This window comes from Vibrio sp. 1078-1 (assembly GCF_033340475.1).
The window spans coordinates 1-22,894 of sequence record NZ_JAWOWM010000011.1; the positions used below are offsets into that span (position 1 = coordinate 1).

Genomic DNA, 22,894 nt, shown 5'->3' on the forward strand with positions numbered 1-22,894 from the left:
TTGAATGGGTTCATGTGCAGCTCCATCAGCAAAAGGGGATGATAAGTTTATCACCACCGACTATTTGCAACAGTGCCCATCGGCGTAGTAGTGGATGTGGTCGATGACAAAGCCGGTGCGGGTCAGCGTGCGCCGGAGGATCGGCAGAAAATCGACCAGGAACGAAGTAGCGCGTGTGACGACGGCCGGTACGCCGACACGCGCCACGGCCTCGGCCCAGCGCGCGGCCGGCGGTTGGAGCAGGCCGTTGTGCACCGAACCGTGGTAGGTGCCGACCGCCAATGTGAGCCAGCGCTCTAGCTCGCGCAGCGTCAGGGCGGCCTTGTTTTCGGAATCGTAGTCGCCGCGCTGGTCAGGGTTGGAGAAGGTCGTTCCCGGCAGTTCGTCGTGAATCATCTGCATCGCCGTGCCGATGATCCGTTCCACGATGCCGCCATAGTGCGGCTGTCCCAGCGGGCGATAGTCCAGCCGGATGCCATGCTGCTCGCAACCCCGGCGCAGGGCCTCGCTCTTGAACTCGGCCGCGTTGTCTAGGTAGAGCAGCAAGGGCTTGCCGCTCATCTGCCAATCCATTTCCACGTTCAGTCCTTCCAGCCAAGGGCGCTTGTCGCAGGCGACATGCACGAGGCACAGGCCAACCGAAACGGCAGACGGCGCTTCCAGCGTGACGACCATGCCGAGCACGCAGCGGGTGAACACGTCGATGGCGAGGGTCAGGTACGGGCGGCCAATAGGTTGCCGGTCGCGGTCATCGACCACGATCAGGTCGATGACCGTATGGTCTATCTGCACCTGCTCCAGCGGCGCGGTCACGGCAGGAGGCTCGCCGCCCACACCTTGTAGGTCACGAGCGGCATCCTGGCCTTCCCGCCGGCGGATGACCTTGCGCGGGTCAAGGCTAGCGATCCGTAAGGCCACGGTATTGCGCGCCGGCACTCGCAGTTTTTGAGCCTTGCACACCTGAGTGACTTCGCGGTGAAAGGCCGCTAGGCTGCGCTTCTGCTTGGTCAGGAACCGCTTTTGCAGTAGCTCGTGGATGACGCGCTCGACCGGTTCCGGCAAGCGCCCCTTACCTTTACCTCCACCGGACTGGCCGGGCACCAGATCCGTCACGAGGCCGCTGCCTTGCCGGGCACGCCGGATCAGAACGTATACCTGGCGCCGAGACAAGCCCAGCGCCTGAGCCGCCATATCGGCCGCTTCGTGCCCGACCGTCTCCGACTGCGCCAACGGACTGATGATCTCCGCACGACGGCGCGCACGCTCCCAAGCCTCATCAGGCAGAGTGGCCACGCCTTGTTCTGGAATCCGTGGGGTGTCCGTCGCCATGCTCACCTCGCTTTGGTGCACACGAGTATTGAGCATAGTCGAGATTGGTGCAGATCACTTCTGATATTGAACTGTCAGGAGCTGGCTGCACAACAGCCATTACGCCCAATCAACTGGTGCAGTCGTCTTCTGAAAATGACATCGTTTGCACATGGCATCTGACATCAAGTTAGGGTATGCCTCAGTCTGACAGTGATGAGTCGCAGGCGTTCGGATCGGCATCGGTTTCGCTCCCGGTCTTGGCGCGCGCCTGGAAGCGCTGATAGCACTCCAGCCCGCAGAAGTGCTCGACGTATTCCGCGCCTTCCGGGGTGAAGGCGGCATCGAGCGGGATTTCCTTGCAGCACACGCAGCAACTGGTGGCAGTCGGATCATTTGCATTCATGGTGGCACCCCTCCATTGACTGACGAAGACGGCGAATGCCGCCGCCGGCATCGGCTTGGCGAACAGGAAGCCTTGTCCTGTGTCGCAGTCCGCTTGTCGCAACAAATCAAGACTCGCCGATGTTTCCACGCCTTCGGCCACTACTTCCATGCCAAGCCCATGCGCAAGCTGAATCACGGTGCGCACGATGGTCTGGTCGCGGTGGTCGTTGGCGAGTCCGGCGACAAACGATTGGTCGATCTTGAGCGTGCTGATGGGGCAGCATTTCAGGTGTTGCAGGCAGGAATAGCCGGTGCCGAAGTCGTCGGCGGCGAAGCGCACACCGATCTGTCGCAAAGCTTCCAGGGCGGGGAAGATCGCCGGATCACCGAACGCAACCGATTCGGTCAGCTCAATTTCAAGATACGCGGCGGGCAACCCGGCATCGGCCAGCACGCCCTTTACCCACTTGTCGAAATCTGGCCCCACTTGGCTCGCCGAAACATTGACGGCCAGCCGGAACGGTTGCCATGCCAGCACCCGCCAGTCGCGCATTTGACGGCAGGCTGCGCCCAGCACCCATGCGCCGATTTCCGGCATCAGGCCGGACGATTCGATCACGGGCAGGAACTGGCCCGGCGGCAACAGTCCGAGCGTCGGATGACGCCAGCGCAACAGGGCTTCCGCGCCGACAATCTGCTCACTGCGCAAATCGACAATCGGCTGGTAGTGCAGCTCAAGCTGCCCGCGCTCGACCGCCTGCGCCAGTTGCGCCACTGTCCATTCAATTGGCTGGGAAGCGCTCATGATCGACCTCTGAAGGCCCGCAGCAGCCGCGTCACAGACAGGACAAACAAGCCGGTCAGCGTGAGGGCTGCAATACCCCAGTGCTCGCCGATGAACGCGCCGGCCGTCGTGCCGGCCAGCACAATGGCGAGAATCGGCAAATGACAGGGACAGGTGAGCACCGCCAGCGCACCCCACAGGTAGCCGGTGAACGGCTTGTGTGTCTCGGCCGGCATGCGCTCGGGGCTGTTCATGGCAAACTCTCCGCATGCTGTGCCGGCGCGGTCGGCATGGCGGCCAACTGCACTTCCAGATTGGCCAACGCTTCGCGCCGGCGTTCGACGAACTGACGCAGCACAGCAAGCTGCGCGGCAGTTTCATCGCAGTTCGCCGCATCCAGCGCCCGGCACAGCCGCGCCAATGCGCCGAGGCCGATGCCCGCCTCGAAGGCGGCCCGCACGAAGCACAGTCGCTGCAAGGCGGCGTCATCGAACAGGCCGTAGCCACCCGTGGTGCAGGCGACTGGCCGCAGCAATCCGCGCAGCAGGTAGTCGCGCACGATATGCACGCTCACCCCGGCATCAAGGGCCAGCCGGGACACCGTGTAGGCGTTCATCGAACACCTCCTTTTGGTCGGTTCACGGCAATGCATATACCGTTTCGCCGAGTTCAATCCGCGCGCTGCGAATCCGATGCCGGTGCCGTAGAACATTGGGTCGATATCCGATCACGGTGTCCTAGATGACATGGTCTGCAACAGATGTCGATTAAACTCCTGGCCCAAGCCGAAAGCCTCGTGGACACTGACGATCGCCAATCCTTCCAATCCTTGATGCTTGGAGGCCCAGTCTTCCGCCGTCGGGACAGATGCAAAGAAATGTACATGGCAACAGAAGGACTGACGAACGTCGGCTGCTTCCTGCGGCAATACCAAGGACACCGCCATGCCGGCAGGTTCGACAGCCTGTATCTCGCTGGGTGAAACCGTGAGTGAAACGGGTGCTCCGGTTGCAGCGCAATGCGATGAGACGCGAGCTGTACGGCCGATCAGCGCCGGAAATATCAAGGTGTCCAGCGCGCACCAGGCATACAGACGGCGGTCGTCAATTTCAAAGACATACGAAGTCTCGCGCAAGGTGAGGCCGTAGCCGATGATGTTCCCATCTTTGTCATATTCGGTACTGGTGGCCTGTTCGAGTACGGCGGCCACTCGCTCAGCGGGCCAGTCGAGAATCCCGGCAAGTGTCGTTCGTGAAACCGGACGCCCCTTGGCGAGTTCCCGCAGTAGCGGGACCAAGAGATCCGCAGTACCATTGGTACGATTGACCGAAGTGAGACTTTCTAAAATATATGGGGCGAGCTTCATGGTTCCATCTCCTTTCATCCTGCGCAGCAGGACAATTGTTTGACATCCTTGGTGAAGGTCTGCGCCGCGAGCTTCAGCCCCTCGACCATCGTCAGGTAGGGGAACAACTGGTCGGCCAGTTCCTGCACCGTCATGCGGTTGCGAATGGCGAGAACAGCCGTCTGGATCAATTCGCCGGCTTCCGGGGCGACGACCTGCACGCCGATGAGCCGTCCGCTACCTTCCTCGATGACCAGCTTGATAAAGCCGCGTGTGTCGAAGTTGGCAAGCGCACGCGGCACGTTGTCGAGCGTGAGCGTGCGACTGTCGGTTTCGATCCCGTCGTGATGCGCTTCCGCTTCGCTGTAGCCCACGGTTGCTACTTGCGGATCGGTGAACACCACGGCCGGCATCGCGGTTAGATTGATGGCAGCATCCCCTCCGGTCATGTTGATCGCGGCACGGGTGCCGGCCGCTGCCGCCACATAGACGAATTGTGGCTGGTCCGTGCAGTCGCCGGCCGCGTAAATGTGTGGCGTGCTGGTGCGCATGCCCTTGTCGATGACGATGGCACCCTGCGCATTGACGGTGACTCCCGCCGCGTCGAGTGCCAGGCTGCGCGTGTTCGGTGTCCGTCCGGTAGCGACCAGCAGCTTGTCGGCACGTACTTCACCGTGTCCCGTGGTCAGCACGAATTCGCCGTTCACATGCGCGACCTGGCTGGCTTGCGTGTGTTCCAGTACCTTGATCCCTTCGGCACGGAAGGCCGCTGTGACGGCCTCGCCGATGGACGGGTCGTCGCGGAAGAACAGCGTGTTGCGAGCTAGGATCGTGACCTGGCTGCCCAGCCGGGCGAAGGCTTGCGCCAGTTCCAGCGCGACCACCGACGAGCCGATCACGGCTAGGCGTTCGGGAATGGTGTCGCTGACCAAGGCCTCGGTCGAAGTCCAGTAGGGTGACTCTTTCAGGCCCGGAATCGGCGGCATGGCCGGACTGGCACCCGTGGCGACCAGGCAGCGGTCGAACATCACGACGCGCTCACCACCCTCGTTCAAACTAACGATAAGGCTCTGGTCGTCCTTGAAACGCGCTTCACCGTGCAGAACGGTGATGGCTGAATTGCCGTCCAGGATGCCTTCGTACTTGGCATGACGGAGTTCTTCGACACGGGCCTGCTGCTGGGCCAGCAGCCGCTCGCGCAAGATCGTCGGCGGTGTGGGTGGCATGCCGCCGTCGAATGGGCTTTCCCGGCGCAGATGGGCGATGTGGGCGGCGCGGATCATGATCTTGGACGGCACACAACCGACGTTGACGCAGGTGCCGCCGATGGTGCCGCGCTCAATCAGCGTGACCTGCGCGCCTTGCTCGACGGCCTTCAGTGCTGCCGCCATCGCGGCTCCACCGCTGCCGATCACGGCGACTTGCAACGGGCGCTCGCCGCCGCTGCCCTTGTCGGCGGCACCCATCCAGCCGCGCACCTTGTCGAACAGCCCAGTGCGGTTGTCGGTCGGCGGGGCATCGGCGAGCATCGCTTTGTAGCCCAGGCCAGCCACGGCGGCGGTCAGTGCGTCCGGCGCTGTGCCTGGATCAAGGGCGAGCTGGGCCGCGCCCTTGGCATAGGACACTATGGCAGATTGGACGCCGGGTACTTTTTCCAGCGCTTCCTTGACGTGCGCCGCGCACGAGTCGCAGGTCATGCCGGTGATTTTTAGATGGGTCATGCGACAGATCCTTTTTCGTTTGTGGTAGCAGACAAGGGCGTCAGATGTGCTGCGCTGCCGTTTTCAGTGCCTCACTTCTTGACGCTGGACGGATAGCCCGCGTCTTCGGTGGCCTTGGTCAGCTTCTGCACGCTGGTCTTGGCATCATCGAAGGTGACAACCGCTTCGCGTGTCTCGAAGGTCACGTTAACTTTGCTGACGCCTTCGACCTTGGAAATCGCCTTCTTAACGGTGATCGGACAAGCGGAGCAGGTCATGCCCGGTACGGACAGCGTGACGGTCTGGGTGGCGGCCCACACGGGGGCAACAACGGCAGCGATGGCGAGAGAGGCAAACAGTTTTTTCATGATGAACTCCTGTGATTAATAGAAAAATGGCATGACGTAGGGAAATCCGAGCGCGACCAGAACCAGCGCGGCCACGACCCAGAAAATGAGCTTGTAAGTAGCGCGCACTTGGGGAATCGCACACACATCCCCTGGTTTGCAGGCTTGCGCCGGTCGGTAGATGCGCCGCCAGGCGAAAAACAGCGCCACCAACGCCGCGCCGATGAAGATCGGGCGATAAGGTTCCAACACCGTCAAGTTGCCGATCCAAGCGCCGCTGAACCCCAGGGCGATCAGAACCAGCGGCCCCAGGCAGCAAGCCGAGGCGAGGATGGCGGCTAGCCCGCCAGTGAAGAGCGCCCCGCGCCCGTTTTGAGGTTCAGACATACGCTTGTCCTTTCAAATCTGGATTGGATAGCTTAAGCTTACTTCCGTACCAATGTACGGAGTCAAGCGATATGGAAAAAAATTTGGAGAATCTGACTATTGGCGTTTTCGCCAAGGCGGCCGGGGTCAACGTGGAAACAATCCGGTTCTATCAGCGCAAGGGCTTGTTGCCGGAGCCGGACAAGCCCTATGGCAGCATCCGCCGCTATGGCGAGGCGGATGTGACGCGGGTGCGCTTCGTGAAATCAGCCCAGCGGCTCGGATTCAGCCTCGACGAGATCGCAGAGCTGCTGAGGCTGGATGACGGCACCCACTGCGAGGAAGCCAGCAGCCTGGCCGAGCACAAGCTTCAGGACGTGCGCGAAAAAATGACCGACCTGGCGCGCATGGAAACCGTGCTATCCGAACTTGTGTTCGCCTGCCATGCGCGGCAAGGGAACGTTTCTTGCCCGCTGATTGCTTCGCTGCAAGGGGAGAAAGAGCCGCGTGGTGCCGACGCGGTGTAGCCGAGGGTAGTTACGCCTTAGCGTGCTTTATTTTCCGTTTTCTGAGACGACCCCTAATAGACATATTAATGTAACAGTTTTACGATGTCCGATAATTTATAACATTTCGTACGGTTGGAAAAATGTTACTAAATGCCCGTCAGGCAGGGAGGCCGATATGCCCGTTGACTTTCTGACCACTGAGCAGACTGAAAGCTATGGCAGATTCACCGGTGAACCGGATGAGCTTCAGCTGGCACGATATTTTCACCTTGATGAAGCAGACAAGGAATTTATCGGAAAAAGCAGAGGTGATCACAACCGTCTGGGCATTGCCCTGCAAATTGGATGTGTCCGTTTTCTGGGCACCTTCCTCACCGATATGAATCATATTCCTTCCGGCGTCCGGCATTTTACCGCCAGACAGCTCGGGATTCGTGATATCACCGTTCTTGCAGAATACGGTCAGAGGGAAAATACCCGCCGTGAGCATGCAGCGCTGATACGTCAGCACTATCAGTATCGTGAATTTGCCTGGCCCTGGACATTTCGCCTTACCCGTCTTTTATATACCCGGAGCTGGATAAGCAACGAACGTCCTGGCCTGCTTTTCGATCTGGCGACAGGGTGGCTTATGCAACATCGTATTATTCTCCCCGGAGCCACTACGCTGACCCGGTTGATTTCAGAGGTAAGGGAAAAGGCGACGTTGCGCCTGTGGAACAAACTGGCACTGATACCGTCAGCCGAACAGCGTTCACAGCTGGAGATGCTGCTGGGGCCAACTGATTGCAGCCGCCTGTCTTTACTGGAATCACTGAAAAAGGGCCCTGTGACCATCAGTGGTCCGGCGTTTAATGAAGCAATTGAACGCTGGAAAACTCTGAACGATTTTGGCCTGCATGCTGAAAACCTGAGTACACTCCCGGCTGTGCGCCTGAAAAATCTCGCACGTTATGCTGGTATGACTTCGGTGTTCAATATTGCCAGGATGTCACCGCAGAAAAGGATGGCGGTTCTGGTTGCCTTTGTCCTTGCATGGGAAACGCTGGCGCTGGATGATGCATTGGACGTTCTGGACGCCATGCTGGCCGTTATCATCCGTGACGCCAGAAAGATTGGGCAGAAAAAACGGCTCCGCTCGCTGAAGGATCTGGATAAATCTGCATTGGCGCTCGCCAGCGCATGTTCGTACCTGCTGAAAGAAGAAACACCGGACGAATCGATTCGTGCTGAGGTGTTCAGCTACATCCCAAGGCAAAAGCTGGCTGAAATCATCACGCTTGTCCGTGAAATTGCCCGGCCCTCAGACGATAATTTTCATGAAGAAATGGTGGAGCAGTACGGGCGCGTTCGTCGTTTCCTGCCCCATCTGCTGAATACCGTTAAATTTTCATCCGCACCTGCCGGGGTTACCACTCTGAATGCCTGTGACTACCTCAGCCGGGAGTTCAGCTCACGGCGGCAGTTTTTTGACGACGCACCAACGGAAATTATCAGTCGGTCATGGAAACGGCTGGTGATTAACAAGGAAAAACATATCACCCGCAGGGGATACACGCTCTGCTTTCTCAGTAAACTGCAGGATAGTCTGAGGCGGAGGGATGTCTACGTTACCGGCAGTAACCGGTGGGGAGATCCTCGTGCAAGATTACTACAGGGTGCTGACTGGCAGGCAAACCGGATTAAGGTTTATCGTTCTTTGGGGCACCCGACAGACCCGCAGGAAGCAATAAAATCTCTGGGTCATCAGCTTGATAGTCGTTACAGACAGGTTGCTGCACGTCTTTGCGAAAATGAGGCTGTCGAACTCGATGTTTCTGGCCCGAAGCCCCGGTTGACAATTTCTCCCCTCGCCAGTCTTGATGAGCCGGACAGTCTGAAACGACTGAGCAAAATGATCAGTGATCTACTCCCTCCGGTGGATTTAACGGAGTTGCTGCTCGAAATTAACGCCCATACCGGATTTGCTGATGAGTTTTTCCATGCTAGTGAAGCCAGTGCCAGAGTTGATGATCTGCCCGTCAGCATCAGCGCCGTGCTGATGGCTGAAGCCTGCAATATCGGTCTGGAACCACTGATCAGATCAAATGTTCCTGCACTGACCCGACACCGGCTGAACTGGACAAAAGCGAACTATCTGCGGGCTGAAACTATCACCAGCGCTAATGCCAGACTGGTTGATTTTCAGGCAACGCTGCCACTGGCACAGATATGGGGTGGAGGAGAAGTGGCATCTGCAGATGGAATGCGCTTTGTTACGCCAGTCAGAACAATCAATGCCGGACCGAACCGCAAATACTTTGGTAATAACAGAGGGATCACCTGGTACAACTTTGTGTCCGATCAGTATTCCGGCTTTCATGGCATCGTTATACCGGGGACGCTGAGGGACTCTATCTTTGTGCTGGAAGGTCTTCTGGAACAGGAGACCGGGCTGAATCCAACCGAAATTATGACCGATACAGCAGGTGCCAGCGAACTTGTCTTTGGCCTTTTCTGGCTGCTGGGATACCAGTTTTCTCCACGCCTGGCTGATGCCGGTGCTTCGGTTTTCTGGCGAATGGACCATGATGCCGACTATGGCGTGCTGAATGATATTGCCAGAGGGCAATCAGATCCCCGAAAAATAGTCCTTCAGTGGGACGAAATGATCCGGACCGCTGGCTCCCTGAAGCTGGGCAAAGTACAGGTTTCAGTGCTGGTCCGTTCATTGCTGAAAAGTGAACGTCCTTCCGGACTGACTCAGGCAATCATTGAAGTGGGGCGCATCAACAAAACGCTGTATCTGCTTAATTATATTGATGATGAAGATTACCGCCGGCGCATTCTGACCCAGCTTAATCGGGGAGAAAGTCGCCATGCCGTTGCCAGAGCCATCTGTCACGGTCAAAAAGGTGAGATAAGAAAACGATATACCGACGGTCAGGAAGATCAACTGGGCACACTGGGGCTGGTCACTAACGCCGTCGTGTTATGGAACACTATTTATATGCAGGCAGCCCTGGATCATCTCCGGGCGCAGGGTGAAACACTGAATGATGAAGATATCGCACGCCTCTCCCCGCTTTGCCACGGACATATCAATATGCTCGGCCATTATTCCTTCACGCTGGCAGAACTGGTGACCAAAGGACATCTGAGACCATTAAAAGAGGCGTCAGAGGCAGAAAACGTTGCTTAACGTGAGTTTTCGTTCCACTGAGCGTCAGACCCCTATCAATGTGATCAGCTAACAAATAAACTCTATTCGAAACGACAGCAGTATTTTCTTTAAATAACTCACTGTAAATAGCTAACGTACTCTCAATTAAGTTGAGGAATCCGTAAAACTTTTCAACATCATTGCCATAATTATTAACAAGAGATTTGAGCCTCCACAATTGCTCTTCCAACTTGTCACCTTTCTGCCCAGCGTAAATAAGAGCTTTAATATCTTTTCTTGTCTCCTTGTATGCTGCTTTTTTGAGTAAGGATTTCAGATAACGCATAACAATCGCATTTCGCTGGTGGAGAGGCACAAACCGACGTGTATCGCTACATTCCATATAAAGGTGTAACAATGTATTGATTACTAAGTCATTTACCAATTGTGGATAATCACCACTTTTTCTTCTCATTTATCACACCTCGCACTTAAAGAGTTGGTTTAGAACTGGTGTACCGAAAGTACAGTAATCGGTACACCTTACAACCTGTTCATTCTCGATTTAAACCATAATAACATCCTTAAATATCAGTCTGTTATGATTATTTATCTAGATGCAAAACAATCAAACTGTACCGCCATTCAATTCTAACGTATTAAAGGTACACTTGTTTGTAACTGTACCGTATTTGGCATACTATTGACGGTATACTTGATTTTTTTGAAGAGAAATGATTATGGAAAAGCGGCAACAAAGTCCTGCATTGACTTATTCAGACGTAAAAGGTGTCTGTGACCGTCTACATGCTTCCGGAGAAAAGATAAGCGGCAATCGAGTGATCGCAGAACTTGGCAGAGGTTCCAAAGGAACGGCTCTAGGCTTTGTTAGGCAGTGGCGTGAAGAGCTCGAAGCATCCCAGGCTCATTTAATGGAATCAATGGGATTCAGTGATGCATTTGCTGACTCATTTATGAAAGAGATGGGCAGGTTTCAAACTGCTATTGAATCTCGCTTTGAAGAAACGCTACGTGCTGCTAAAAGTTCCGAAGCAGAGGCTCTTTCTGCCTTAGCTGATGCTGAAAGCAAAATAGAGCGCCTTCAATTTGAAGTTCAAAAGAAAGAACAGTTGGCACAGGAACATAGCGAACAACATGCAGCGGCCAAATCATCTTGGACTACTACTGAACAGACACTGCGTGATCAACTAGAAGAAAAGAGTAGGGTGATTGTTGAACATCGAACTCAGATTGACCGATTAACCACAGACTTAGCCAAAGCGGAGATGCGTCTTGAGGACAGCAGTAAGCTGGTAGAAGAGGCTCAATCTAACCGTGAACAACTACGCTCTGAGTTAAAAGATATCCGCGAAAAACTCACCCAAGCAGAAACACAAAACGCGACTATAAGTGCTCAAAATGAAGCACTCCGTGAATCTTTAAAAGCAGAGAAAGAATCGCATCAAACAACTCAGGATAGAGTTAACCATCTTCAAGAGCGGCTTATGCAATCAGAGAAAGGGTTGGGGCGACTGGAGACAATTAGCGAAGCTCTCGATACCGAAAAAGCAGCTCACGCGGCCACTTCAAAAGCAAAAAGCAAACTTGAATCTGATTTGAATTCCGAACGCAAAGCTCATATCAGTACAAAGAAAAAATTGTCGCAACTTGAGGTGAAAGATTAGTTATGAGCGAAACTAAATTGTTTGGTGAAGCTTTTAAAATCTATAACAAACACCAGCGTGTTGTAGTTCAGTTCCAGTATACAGAGACCCAAAAGGATGAATATCCTTCGGTCACAATCGAGATTGCGCCACTTCTTGGCACTGATGCAAACTGGCAGGAAAAAATTTCCATCCAGTTGACAAGGTATGAGCTTACCAGCTTTACTCAGGTACTGTTCGGCCTTGCTCGTTTATCTGAGGGGGCTTATCACGGTTCTAAGCGTAACAAAGGTTTCAAATTACAACATAATGGACCCGAAGGGATTTCACTATCCTTATCAGAAGCAGGGCAGGTTAAACAGTGTTTGTTTAATCCGCAAGAACGTACTGAATTAGGTTCGTTTATCATTCGACGTCTTGCTATGGGATGGAAAATGACGGTTGCTGATGTGTTGGCAATACTCCGCCAAAGCGCTTTGCTTGAGAGAACAGCTAAAAAAACAGAGAGCTAGCGTTTTGAAACCATAGCGATCATCAGCAATATTACCCACCAAGGCATAGAAAATACAATTGTGGCAGACATAATAGATACACTGTAAAGCCAATAACCAACCACCATTTCGGTTAGTGGATAATAAGCCTCGAAAATGAAGACAATCCCCGTTAATAACACTCCTACGGCTATCGCTCCCTTCCATGCGCTCTGCATATCAGCTTTGCTTGGTGTCGAGTGAAACGCCACAACGCTGCTGATCAGCATCCAGAGCCAGAACTGAGGCTCCGAGCTCACGGAAAGAATCGCAATACCAGCACCAGAAATGCCGTACTGCACAGCATAGAAAGCATCTTTGACTGGATCGCCCGTTATTCCCATAGGAATTTCTACTATGCGCCAAGCCAGCGTATCCAATAAGCCTGGAAGCATTAGCTTTGTAGTTAAGTATATGACTGCACCAGCTCCTATCAAAGGAGCAATACCAATAAAGAAAAGCCCGACATTTTGCAACGGTGACAACACGTTCCATTGATGCTCGACGTATCCCAAGCGGCCATGCCCAGCTGTGTATTCAAAAAACTTTATTTTGGTTATTCGGTGCCGAAAAAGGAACGCCGCAATAGCATGACTGAGTTCATGAATAGGCACTCCAATAGCTGCTGTAGCTAAGTACACCCCCCGGCTGGCTTTATTGCGAAGCGCAATAGGGGTTAACAACTTTCCAATAAGGTTTTGAATAATGACCACCAGCACAATGGGCAGCAAACCAACTAAAAACCATGTCAGAAATGATACGAGCATGTTAAATTACCAACCTCTTACTTGCATTTCGCATTTGCTCATCTTTGATGCGAATATACCTTTGAGTGGTAGTAACGCTAGCATGTCCCATCATATCCTTTAAGGTCATGATATCAACGCCAGTTTCCAATAAGTCGTTCGCGTAAGTCCGACGCAAATCATGAGGAGAGCAATGCTCTAACCCAGCTTCCATTCGTCGAGTTCTCAAGATTTCGTAGATTGCCTGATCTGTCATTCGACTGTCTTGTACATCATCATGTCGTCGAATTCTTGGAAAAAGAGGCCCAGGCTGTTCACCTCGAACATCATTAACCCACAATTTTAATCTTCTAAGCGTTCCGTCGGGCATAAAGGCCAATCGTTCTTTATTACCTTTACCCATAACTGTAATTGCTTGTTCTCGCCAATTTATATGGCCTAGATCTAGGGCCACTATTTCACCTCTCCTTAAACCGCAGCCTAAAAGCACCCCAAAAATTGCACTATCTCTAACTCCTTTACATCGTGAGTCTTCATCACACACTTTGAAAAGCTGGGCAACTTCATGACGTTCTAGCGCTCTCCCTTTGGGAATTCTTTCGCCACGCACATTCTTTATTTGCTTGATATGGTGATAACTTTCCATATCAATCTGCTTCATTGTCCATGCTTCAAGAGCGACGCCTTTTAACCCAGCAAGATAGGTGTTAATGGTGTCTGGAGCTCTTCCTGCATCAATAAGCAAGTCAATAATACCCTGGACATGGTGGCGTCTCATTGTCCCCCAGTCACAATGAAACATGCTTTGGTTGCCCGTCATTTTGGCTACATTATTCAGGAAGTAACCCATTTTTTGACGGCTAAGCTTTGAGCGGAGACTAAGTAAATAGGCTGATGCCGCGTTAGTTTTTATACTGCTCTTAATCTGTTCTGCGGTGATCAGCTCTCCTTGTTGTTCCGCAGTTATTATGTTGTTAGCGTGATATTCCATGTTGGTTTCTCTTCTTTTCATGCACGTTGTATCGAGAGTAGGGGCCACATTCACTGATTATTTTTTAAGCCCTAAAGCTACCATCAATAAATCTACGAACTTCTGGGATATTGTTGGTTGCTTTTCTTCTTTAGGAGCTTTAGCAGCTTGTTCATATTGCTGGATCAAGGGTTCAAACCGTGCTGGATTACATAGCAATTTATATACAGTCATATTTGGGCTCTCAATTGGTTTATTGCTTTCAAAACCGAACTGATCCACCAGGTATTTAGCAACAGCTCCACTGCGTGAACGACCAAAATAGCAGTGAACGTAGATTTTATTCACTCCAGAAGAGATTAGTTGAGATATGAAATTTTTTAGTTTCTCTGCCTGTTCTGAATCAATATAAGAACAATAGCGCATTCGAAACTCATCTTTATGGATGTGGATAGCGTCTTCACTATAGCCTCCATCAAAAAAAGAATCTCTGTATATCAGCTCCCAGGAACCTAGTTCAGCTAAAGGTTTTCCCGGATCGGTGATAGAAATCATTGCTACTCCGGGCTCTGGGTGAATAGTCTCAGCCTCTCTCTGGCTAACAAAAATAACTTTTCCGTTACACATTGGCTTCTCTTCGAGTGTTCTTTTGGGGCAATAAAGGGAATTTTGTCTTTGTTTTGTTAGAACAGCTTTGTATCTGGCTGTTTTTTAATTACTTTTACTCTTTGTTCGTTTGGTGCAATCTTGGTTTTGCTCGCTGTTTCACTAGAACAGTCAATACCTGCTTGCGTCTTTGGGGTGGGAATCTAATAGTTCTTTGGCCTGGCGTTCACCTTCTGCTGTATTAACTGGAAGGGTTGTATAAACACCATAATGGCGCATGTCTACAATATAGTCTCTACAGCATAGAGCTACATTATGAACTTTGCCCTCTGCATCGAGACCACCAAAGGTATGACATGGCTGAGTAAACATTCGCTTGCACTTTGAGCAACGAGCGCTGTTTTTGTTGATCACTCTACTTAGAACTTTTTCAAACTTTGTTTTATTTAGCATATGTTACCTCCAGAACCTAAGCATCTTCCGTGACCGCGTAACAAATAAAATCCATAGCTCCTCGTTAACACCGTGCTCAAGAGTATGTTTTTTCATGTCCTCTTTTAGTTTATAGAACTCCCTTTTAAACAAGACATGCCGTATAAGGGTAACTGCAAAACCAAGAGTTGAAAGTACTGCTGCTACTAGTGCCATTTCAGTTAAATCCACGATTTTCCGCCTCCGTACCTTGTTGTGCCGAAATATGAAAATAAAAGTGTGTAGGTAAAATAAAGTTTGCCAACATACAACTCTATGTAGAATAGAGTTCGCCAAAATGGATAACGCCACTGCTAAACCACCCGGTATATCATGGTTTTAGAATAGGACGGCTATCGTTCCTTTTATCCACTCAAAAAGGTGCTTATACGTGACTTTATGCCCCTCGTGCGCGAAAAGTGAGTCGCAAACTATTCGACCTTTAAATTTTACAAGCTCTACTTTGGAAAAGGTACATTTTCGTAAGTAGAGAATTTAAGGTTAATATTACACCAGTTATTGGCTGTTCTGGAACAATAAAGTTTGTACAGTGACCAGAAAGTTTGTACATAAAGGCAGGTTTGGAATAATAAAGTTTGTACACTAATTTCTAACCTTCGCTAAATCAGAACCTTAGAGACCATGAGTTTTGTAGGGCAGAGCTAGGTCCAGACGCAGCAGCAAGCAGACAATACGCGATAGTAACAAAACTTTATTGTACCGATTGCTGTAAGTGCCTGATCTACTGTCCTAGCTGTGTACAAACTATATTGTGCGAAAACATTGGCTTGTGGCGACAAAAAAGTCCTCCCTCAGGTTGCATATTTCACCACCAGCCAATCCGGTTGGTTTTCGGCTAAAGTCTTGCGAATTATTCCACTCGGAATAATTGACCTTTGGGTGTATAATCCCACGGGGTTCTTATGGGTGAAACAGCATGTTCTTGTTAAACAATACAAATTTTGACATTAGCACTGCCGAGGAGATCCCTGAACGCATTCAGTTATTGATTGACTCATCATCTCCGCTAGAGGCAAATCTAATGACAATCGTAACTCAACGGGAAATGTATCTTGCCAACTTTTCCCGGATGAATGATCAAGAGAAATCCAATTTTGTCGCTTCGTTGACGCGCATGTTCATGCGTAACTCGTGGACTAGATAATTTTCAAGGTGTTTTGTGAATTTCTATCAGAAAGGAGGAAGTGAATATTTATTTGTCTGTGACCTGTTTAAGGAGCTTCGGAAAAAAAGCAACTTATCTCAGGCTGACGCGGCCAACCATATCGGTGTTAACCAATCTTTCATTTCCAAGTTCGAAAATGGTCATACTGGGATTGACCTATTTGATGCATTAGCTCTCCTTGACTTGTATGGTATCGATCATGTTGATTTTTTCTATATGCTTGATCAGTTTAAAAAAAAGGAGATTAGAAAAGGTGCTCTACTCGACTACTTTTTATCAAGAAGCTAAACCTAATTACTCCAAATCCCTTTCATTAGATTAAACATCGAGTAGTTTAAATTCTTGCGTTCATCGCCTTGCGGGTAAGGATGCTTGTCATGATGTTCTTTAGGCACATCTGAAAGTAAAGTGTCCATAACAAGCCAATCACAACTTATTCCTTTGCTTATAAGTGAGTCCTGGACAAAAGCTTCAAAAGCCCTGGCTAACATCTCGCTTCTTTCTATCCAGTATTTTCGCGCTCCCTTCTGGCCTGCCAGTTTCTGTGATTGATTGAAATACTTAGTACCAGAGCAAAGTTGCTTAGTAATGATATTCCTCATAAGGAGAATGTTTTTCCTGAACTTATCAGGTGCGTTTTCCATGTCTACGCCAGTAATAAACTCACTGATCAATTTACCCTCATATCCTCTAGACCTTGCCAGAAGAGCATCAACTCCGTGGAACCACTCGTGAGAAATTGCACCAGGTCCACTCCGCCGAGTCAAATTGATGATATTTAGGTCTGGCTCATAATGGGCGCTTGCTTTCCCCTGCCCCCTTGCGCCGAAAGCTATGCCAAGTTGTCCTCCAAGCCCTATCCATCCGTCTGGTATCTCTAATATATGAGCTAATACCTTGAATGCATAAAAGCTATTGTTTACAAACAGTTGACGTTCTTTGTCTGGCATAGAGCTCCCAAACTGAACTCCTCTAAAATTGAACGTGTTTATGAATTGTTCTGGTGTAACATCATAGCTGAGCTGTATGTTTCTTATCGTTTCGATTTTCTTTCTGGGGATATAGGGCGATACATCTAAATTCATGTGACAACGTAATGCATTTATAGCATCCGTTTCACTTTTGAATTTGTTAGGGAACTCTTCTGTTTCTTTATATACAAACCGTTTTCCTTGTATCGAGCACAGTCGGTAGAATCCCCCCTCGAAGGCCACCGGAAATAGGTCAACATTGTATGGCTTGATTGTATAAGGCCACCCTAATTTTGGCAGCAAATGAATTAAAGATGATTGTCGTAGCGTCAAGGCAAACGGAGTTTTGTAGGTTCTATTTTCACCTCTACCAACAGCGTACAATGGGTAAACATCTCTAATATGTTGCCTACCAGTTTTCTTAGGGATACCCATCCGACTCCGAAATCGTTCCGGTAGCAACTTTACATCATCATTGTCAGCTACGTTTTCAAACAACTCTTGCAAAACAAGTAGTGATTTTTCGTATGCGTTTGTCCATTGCTCTTGACTGACAGATGGCTGAGCTGGACGGGGGTTATTCCTCCAACCAGAATAGTAAACCGATAAATATGCGCATACTTCAACTGACAGACCATCATCACACAATTCTTGCCAATTAGGTTCCGGCCAAATTGATTTAAGGCTAATGTTTGTGTCGCCGTTATCTTTCCCTAATACCAAATGCTTCTTTGCAAAAGGTAAATACTCTCCGGTGTCGTCTAACTTGCCCATATAATAAGACTCTTGGTTCTACTATAGAATTACACTTATACACCAGAGAACACTTAGTTAACTAACGCGGAAATGCCCAATCTCGGCAGATTTATAATGCATGAACAAAGCCTTAAAAATCCAGCCTTCTTACCGATGCTTGTTCGCGTACTTGAGTTGGGTTCAATTGAAGTGCTTGGTTCATATGGTGTACTCCTTTCAAATGGGTACACCAACCCCAAGAGGGTGATGTACCCTCGTGGGTTATAAAAAGTGAATTAATGCTGTTTATTTATGGCGACCAGCTATCGCACATCAGCGCTCAAGGCACTTTCCTAAGAAACCTGTTTAGGATGCTTAGGAAAGCGAGGGGTTTCCCCCTGCGCTTTTGAACTATCCCAGGTTAACGACAGGGATACTTGCAACATTGACATTGAATACCCTGTCTATAACACTTTTTGCGAACTCAGCTACGGCGTATCCAATTGCCGAGTCCTTCTTATTTACACATATTTCAATTCGGGAAAAAGGAGTCAGGGGCAATGTTTCGCCTTCATGCTCAGAGCTATATTCAACAAGACATTCCCCATTTTCATCAGTACAAACATAAAGTTTATTGTTTTTAATCAAAAACCAGTCTGTAGCAAAACTATCGTGGTAAGTAAGACTACTAGTTTTTGTTACAACGACAGCCTGATAAAACCTTTGAACCTCTCCACCAGAAGCAATGTGTTCAACAACATTAATATAGTGGTATTGATATCCATCAATATTGCTATCGGTATCAATAATCACTTCCTGCCTTAATGAAGTGTTAAAAATATACTTAATCATTGTTATCTCCTTAGTTTTTAAGGAGAGAGCCCCTAGAGGGCACATCTCCCTCCAGGGTTAAACTGAAAAATTAATATTTATTCATTCAAAGTTAAAAACCATCGCTTCATTGGAACAGTAACTTCAATCATTCCATTACCACAATAAGCTCCCCAAAAGTTATAAGTAGTCTCAAACATATCGAACTCGAATAGTGTTTGAATATGCTTATCAGTAATGGGGTTAAATGGTCCACCGCAGCCAACATGCATCGCTATGCCATAATCTCGCATATCGAAATCATCTAGGTTTTTTCCACCCACAGAAGCTATCAAATTCTCACCTCTGATTTCACCTTCACGTAAAAGCAAGACTGCTTCTTCGTAACTCGCATATTGTGTCGTTAAATTCACAATATGGCCATGCTTAGGTTTGTGTTGTTCCGATAGTGATTTCAGTAGTTGCTTCACACTCTGAAATCTTGCGTAAAGCCCTGGCGTGAATTGTCCTGCGAAAGTTAAGTTCGGACAGATCAACTCAAGCATGTCGTCAGGTATAGAACTAAGCCCCATTTGCTTTGCAAGCGGCTCAGCTTTTTTCATTGCATCTTCAACTACCATTGGGTTTCGAAGATGTTGCGGCATATCCATAGTTATTCTCCTTTGGTGAGACGAACAGACCCATCAGGTTTGGTTCCCCTCAGTAATTAGATGGTCCGGTAGCTAAAATGCTACCGGAGTTTATTAACAATCTGAGCTGCCTGTTCTGCAAACGGCCCAGAGTAATGTATGTCCATTTTTTTTGAACACCAGACAGTTCCAATTATTAATTGGTTGAAGTTTCTGTCTTTGTAACGTTGACGCATCAATTCTAGATAGGCGCTCTCATCACCTTCCCACCCCAAAGGAGGTGAGAAGGGACAAGTAGCTTCGTTACCTGGCTCAGTGTTTACTTCTGCTAGGTTATACACGCCCATAAGCACCTGCCCTACGCGCAATAAACTCGCGGAGTGTACTAATCGGCGGGAATCCCATCTGTCCTTGAGTTACCAGGACATCGTTCCAATCTATACCTTTTGCACGAGGTGGAATGGGCAGCTTAGGTAACAGCACATGAACTGTATATCCTTGCTTTTCAAGCTTAGATTTCAGCACATTTGCGGAGCGTTCCCCTGTTAGCGACTTATCCTTATCTGCAAAGATAACGACAGTGTGGATGTCTAACTCGTCTGGAACTTCAAAGTTTTCCAAAAGAGTAGCATTCACTGTGGACCATGTAGGGATGTGAGTAGCACGGAACCCAGACAATGCTGTTTCCAAGCCTTCTGCCAAACCTAATACTCCTTCTGTTGGCATACCTAAGCGAACTGCACCGCCAGTGACACTCAATCCATCAGGAACAGGCATCATCTTTTTAGCGCATTCTACTTTGGCCTTCTTACCACTTTTGGTCAGATATGTACGATGTAAAGTAACCAAGTTTCCTTTCGCGTCTCGGATGGCTTGTACTGCGGCTGGAAATTTTCCAACCTCATTACCATCTTCATCGTAATAGGACATACTTGGGTGGAATCGCAGGCTGTCTGTCTGTTCTACTACATCATGTGCAAACAAAAGTTTGCGATTGACGAAATAGGCACGTAACGGCTCAGCTGCTGCACAGTTAAAGGGCAAACATTCATTCCAGATCTTCTCAATTTTTTCACAAAGGCGAGCATTGTAAACACGTTCGCGTTGAGCTCTCTTTTGCATTTCCTCTTGAAGTTCCATCAACCAAGGCTTTGACTGCTCAGCAAAGAGCGGAACAACCTTGCTTTCTGAATGTTCTTGTTCAACTACGGCTTCTTGGTGATGCTCAACAGGGCTACATGAAGAATGATTATCCTCATGTTGTTCTGTCGGAACATTTGAATCAGCCCATGACTCTTCGTTATAAGAACCAGGAGCAGAGTGAGAGACATAGCTGCTGTTTGAAACCTTTGCCTGCGCTACAGACTCTGGTTTAGCAGTACGAACACTCTTAGTTTTCACTTCAACCAACCACGTATTGCGATGTGTTTGAACTGGTTTCTCACCAATGATCTCTCCAGTGCCTTCTTCAAATACAGGCTGCATTACGGTAACAGCTTCACGTCCCAAATTTGTGAGAGTGACTTCATCACCATATACAGCACCGCATTCTCCGATTGCTCTTTCTAGATCAACGCCCCAAATCTTACGTTCATTGCCCGTTGATAAACGAATGTAAGCAAAATAGCTTGGTTCATTTATCGGGTCGTCCTGGTAAGGAGCTTGACCGTGAGCAATTAAAGTGCCCTGATACTTAGGGCGACGATTTGGATCGTATTTGGTGTTATTCACTTTTGCCGGAGCAGATTGCTGTGCTCGGCGCGGTGAACTTGTATTATTGGAGCTTTGCTGACGCTTGAAATGCTTTGGAGCCATCAACAAGTCACCAACTTGCTGTAGGCATTCAGCAAAATCCCACCCTCTTGCTTGGTTTAATAGCTCAAAGCCATCATGCCAAGAACCGCAAGAACAAATAGCACCACCTGTTTCGTGAGCATCTTTGAACATACGGAAGTCTTTTTTTCCACCATGAAACGGACATGTAACATGGGACTTTCCCGCTTTTTTGAGTGCTGGTTCCAGTTCAGGCATTAAATGCGCCAAAATGAAAAGCCATTGACCCTTAGCGAGGCTACGAACTTCGTCTGCTTTATAGAAATATGAGTTATCCATAGTGTTTCTCCTTAGCTGAAACCCCGACATCGAGGCTTCCCTAAGTCCCCCCGTATCAGGGGCTTTAGGGAAACCCCGACACCGGGAAAAAATAGCCAAGGAGGCTCCCCTACCGGAGATGCTCTCCCCGGCTGGGGTTTGATTTTGGGCTATTGACCATTAACTCTGCGTATGGCCTTACCCAAGAAGGATTGCATCAGGTGATTACCTGATGATTTGAAGTAAGTTAGCCAGTCGATCCAATTCCACTTAGCGTAATCATCAAGAGATGGAGGATTAAAAGCTCCCCAAATCTTACTGTTTACGCCTTCGCGGAGAACGTAAGCTACTTTCTCGATTACTTCTTCTTTACTCATTAGAGTAGAGATTTTGCAAGGAGGCATCATAATGAGGCTCTCTGCTTGTTCATGAGTAATCTTCTCTATGGTGCCAGCGTTGATATCCACGACAAACGCTTTGGTTTCTGGTCCTTGTTCTGACCAGATCCAATACGTTATATGAACGGGATTAACGCCAAGTCCGACCGGAACGATTTGAGTTCCAGAAGGACGCAGTAACCAAACGAATTTACCGCTTGGGTTGCTTTTGAAACGTTCGAGCTCTTTACCATCAATCTCCAAATTAGATTTGAAATGGAGAGGTAGTTTTTCCGCATTCGAAATTTCAAGCATACGTTGTTGCAGATGTTGCAGAATTGCAATGTTAGACATAGGTGTACTCCTACAGTTTGCAGGTACACCTGGCCCATGTCGGGTTGGTGTACCCGACTGGGTTATGAAGGGTGAAAGAGAACTTTCACTTAAATTGAATGCTGTTTGTTTTTAGCGACCAGCTATCGCGTCTTCACTCTCAATGAGAGTAGAATTCGTCACTTTCCGTTAGGTGCTCTATAACACCTAAGGGAAAGTGGGGGCTTTCGCCCCTCACTGTTAATCATCGTAGAAATATCCTTGCTTGTCACACGACTCTGATGCCGAATAGGCTTCATATCGCGCATTTTCGTTAAACGAAAATTTCAGAGGATAAGCAATTGAAGGCGGAGTTTGCTTTGTTAAACGTCCATTCCATTCATGCTGTTCCATTGTGCCAGATACTCCATCGACGGTGAACATTTCATCATAACCATTTATCTTTACAATCGGGAAGTCAAACAAGCCAAGAGCTTCTATCACCATCACCTTGTCTGAACAAGCATAAACTTGCTTGTTCTTATCTCGGTAAAAATCAAAGCCACAGCTCAGATAAACCCCTATGATCCGCAAAGTTTCGTCATCCATTCCAGATGCAATGTTCTTATCTAAGTTTGCTTTTGCCAGCCAGACATGGGCGTTGACTCCACCAAATATGCCATAGCCCTCGTAAGCATTTTCCTGTAATGGTTTCTGACCATGAGGTTGTAGTAAGTAAACAGTGCGAACTTGACGTCCAGAATATACATTCGAGATGCTTTCTTTTGAATCACACGTTTTCCAGCTAAAAAATCCCATAGTGTTTCTCCTTCAATTATTTAAATCGAAGGGGGTTGCCCCACAAGGGGAGCAAGCCCCCCTCTAGG

24 protein-coding genes and 1 pseudogene are annotated in these 22,894 nt (G+C 49.2%); 5 read left to right on the forward strand and 20 right to left on the reverse strand.

From position 1 onward, the window contains the following. Window positions 1-78: 78 nt before the first annotated feature. The 8 genes and pseudogenes from R7190_RS18040 to R7190_RS18080 form a co-directional block, all read right to left on the reverse strand. A pseudogene (locus R7190_RS18040) lies at window positions 79-1,329 on the reverse strand (transposase); the annotation flags it as partial. Window positions 1,330-1,510: 181 nt separating this feature from the next. Beyond that, entirely contained in the window at window positions 1,511-2,500 is a 990-nt protein-coding gene (locus R7190_RS18050; protein WP_001276635.1) for a DUF3330 domain-containing protein, read from the reverse strand. Next, the gene (merE, locus tag R7190_RS18055; RefSeq protein WP_001087810.1) at window positions 2,497-2,733 is read right to left on the reverse strand and encodes a broad-spectrum mercury transporter MerE; all 237 of its coding nucleotides are present in this window, start codon (window positions 2,731-2,733) and stop codon (window positions 2,497-2,499) included. Before merE ends, R7190_RS18050 begins: the two co-directional genes overlap by 4 nt. Then, window positions 2,730-3,095, reverse strand: coding sequence for a mercury resistance co-regulator MerD (merD, locus tag R7190_RS18060; RefSeq protein ID WP_000995361.1), 366 nt, complete (start codon window positions 3,093-3,095; stop codon window positions 2,730-2,732). The genes merE and merD overlap by 4 nt, the downstream gene beginning before the upstream one ends. Before the next feature lie 111 nt (window positions 3,096-3,206). Beyond that, window positions 3,207-3,845 (reverse strand): organomercurial lyase MerB, encoded by a 639-nt coding sequence (gene merB, locus R7190_RS18065; RefSeq protein ID WP_172686136.1) that lies wholly within the window; start codon window positions 3,843-3,845, stop codon window positions 3,207-3,209. 14 nt (window positions 3,846-3,859) lie between these two features. Next, window positions 3,860-5,545 carry a mercury(II) reductase gene (gene merA, locus R7190_RS18070; protein ID WP_000149288.1) on the reverse strand — a complete coding sequence of 562 codons (1,686 nt, stop codon included), beginning with the start codon at window positions 5,543-5,545 and terminating at the stop codon, window positions 3,860-3,862. Window positions 5,546-5,616: 71 nt separating this feature from the next. Continuing rightward, window positions 5,617-5,892: a mercury resistance system periplasmic binding protein MerP gene (merP, locus tag R7190_RS18075; protein ID WP_000732290.1), complete on the reverse strand. Its 276-nt coding sequence runs from the start codon at window positions 5,890-5,892 to the stop codon at window positions 5,617-5,619. A gap of 15 nt (window positions 5,893-5,907) precedes the next feature. After that, window positions 5,908-6,258, reverse strand: coding sequence for a mercuric transport protein MerT (locus R7190_RS18080; RefSeq protein ID WP_001294666.1), 351 nt, complete (start codon window positions 6,256-6,258; stop codon window positions 5,908-5,910). A gap of 71 nt (window positions 6,259-6,329) precedes the next feature. Here R7190_RS18080 and R7190_RS18085 point away from each other — a divergent pair, with 71 nt between their 5' ends. Together R7190_RS18085 and R7190_RS18090 are read left to right on the forward strand one after the other, a co-directional pair. Beyond that, window positions 6,330-6,764 (forward strand): mercury resistance transcriptional regulator MerR, encoded by a 435-nt coding sequence (locus R7190_RS18085; protein ID WP_000414383.1) that lies wholly within the window; start codon window positions 6,330-6,332, stop codon window positions 6,762-6,764. A gap of 157 nt (window positions 6,765-6,921) precedes the next feature. Then, the gene (locus R7190_RS18090) at window positions 6,922-9,927 is read left to right on the forward strand and encodes a Tn3-like element Tn3 family transposase (protein ID WP_001143760.1); all 3,006 of its coding nucleotides are present in this window, start codon (window positions 6,922-6,924) and stop codon (window positions 9,925-9,927) included. On the opposite strand, the gene R7190_RS18095 is transcribed toward R7190_RS18090, so the two are convergent. Beyond that, window positions 9,851-10,363 (reverse strand): DUF2913 family protein, encoded by a 513-nt coding sequence (locus tag R7190_RS18095; RefSeq protein ID WP_172686135.1) that lies wholly within the window; start codon window positions 10,361-10,363, stop codon window positions 9,851-9,853. The genes R7190_RS18090 and R7190_RS18095 overlap by 77 nt on opposite strands. A 259-nt stretch (window positions 10,364-10,622) precedes the next feature. On the opposite strand from R7190_RS18095, the gene R7190_RS18100 reads away from it, so the two are divergent. Then, on the forward strand, window positions 10,623-11,573 hold the full coding sequence (locus R7190_RS18100) for a DNA-binding protein (RefSeq protein WP_032073031.1): 951 nt from the start codon (window positions 10,623-10,625) through the stop codon (window positions 11,571-11,573). Between the two features lie 2 nt (window positions 11,574-11,575). Then, window positions 11,576-12,064, forward strand: a complete 489-nt coding sequence (locus R7190_RS18105; RefSeq protein WP_172686134.1) for a hypothetical protein — start codon at window positions 11,576-11,578, stop codon at window positions 12,062-12,064. On the opposite strand, the gene R7190_RS18110 is transcribed toward R7190_RS18105, so the two are convergent. From R7190_RS18110 to R7190_RS18130, 5 genes are all read right to left on the reverse strand, one after another. Beyond that, window positions 12,061-12,849, reverse strand: a complete 789-nt coding sequence (locus tag R7190_RS18110; protein ID WP_102558614.1) for a hypothetical protein — start codon at window positions 12,847-12,849, stop codon at window positions 12,061-12,063. The two genes, R7190_RS18105 and R7190_RS18110, sit on opposite strands and share 4 nt — an antisense overlap. Before the next feature lies 1 nt (window position 12,850). After that, complete coding sequence (locus tag R7190_RS18115; protein WP_014386790.1) at window positions 12,851-13,819, reverse strand: tyrosine-type recombinase/integrase; 969 nt, start codon at window positions 13,817-13,819, stop codon at window positions 12,851-12,853. 57 nt (window positions 13,820-13,876) lie between these two features. Beyond that, window positions 13,877-14,425 (reverse strand): hypothetical protein, encoded by a 549-nt coding sequence (locus R7190_RS18120; RefSeq protein WP_276456099.1) that lies wholly within the window; start codon window positions 14,423-14,425, stop codon window positions 13,877-13,879. 150 nt (window positions 14,426-14,575) lie between these two features. Next, window positions 14,576-14,857, reverse strand: a complete 282-nt coding sequence (locus R7190_RS18125) for a hypothetical protein (RefSeq protein ID WP_014386788.1) — start codon at window positions 14,855-14,857, stop codon at window positions 14,576-14,578. A gap of 3 nt (window positions 14,858-14,860) precedes the next feature. Continuing rightward, window positions 14,861-15,067 (reverse strand): hypothetical protein, encoded by a 207-nt coding sequence (locus R7190_RS18130; RefSeq protein WP_014386787.1) that lies wholly within the window; start codon window positions 15,065-15,067, stop codon window positions 14,861-14,863. 988 nt (window positions 15,068-16,055) lie between these two features. Here R7190_RS18130 and R7190_RS18135 point away from each other — a divergent pair. Next, on the forward strand, window positions 16,056-16,349 hold the full coding sequence (locus R7190_RS18135) for a helix-turn-helix domain-containing protein (RefSeq protein WP_014386779.1): 294 nt from the start codon (window positions 16,056-16,058) through the stop codon (window positions 16,347-16,349). A gap of 2 nt (window positions 16,350-16,351) precedes the next feature. Here the strand turns inward: R7190_RS18135 and R7190_RS18140 are convergent, their stop codons facing one another. From R7190_RS18140 to R7190_RS18165, 6 genes are all read right to left on the reverse strand, one after another. After that, a complete protein-coding gene (locus R7190_RS18140) occupies window positions 16,352-17,806 on the reverse strand; it encodes an LPD1 domain-containing protein (RefSeq protein WP_014386778.1) in 1,455 nt (484 codons plus the stop codon). Between the two features lie 372 nt (window positions 17,807-18,178). Next, window positions 18,179-18,619, reverse strand: a complete 441-nt coding sequence (locus tag R7190_RS18145; RefSeq protein ID WP_014386777.1) for a hypothetical protein — start codon at window positions 18,617-18,619, stop codon at window positions 18,179-18,181. A gap of 77 nt (window positions 18,620-18,696) precedes the next feature. Then, on the reverse strand, window positions 18,697-19,248 hold the full coding sequence (locus tag R7190_RS18150) for a hypothetical protein (RefSeq protein ID WP_032073025.1): 552 nt from the start codon (window positions 19,246-19,248) through the stop codon (window positions 18,697-18,699). A 312-nt stretch (window positions 19,249-19,560) separates the two neighbouring features. Then, window positions 19,561-21,339: a toprim domain-containing protein gene (locus tag R7190_RS18155; protein WP_041154738.1), complete on the reverse strand. Its 1,779-nt coding sequence runs from the start codon at window positions 21,337-21,339 to the stop codon at window positions 19,561-19,563. Window positions 21,340-21,488: 149 nt separating this feature from the next. Beyond that, window positions 21,489-22,049: a hypothetical protein gene (locus R7190_RS18160; protein WP_014386773.1), complete on the reverse strand. Its 561-nt coding sequence runs from the start codon at window positions 22,047-22,049 to the stop codon at window positions 21,489-21,491. A gap of 219 nt (window positions 22,050-22,268) precedes the next feature. Next, window positions 22,269-22,826 carry a hypothetical protein gene (locus tag R7190_RS18165; RefSeq protein ID WP_014386772.1) on the reverse strand — a complete coding sequence of 186 codons (558 nt, stop codon included), beginning with the start codon at window positions 22,824-22,826 and terminating at the stop codon, window positions 22,269-22,271. Window positions 22,827-22,894 lie beyond the last annotated feature (68 nt).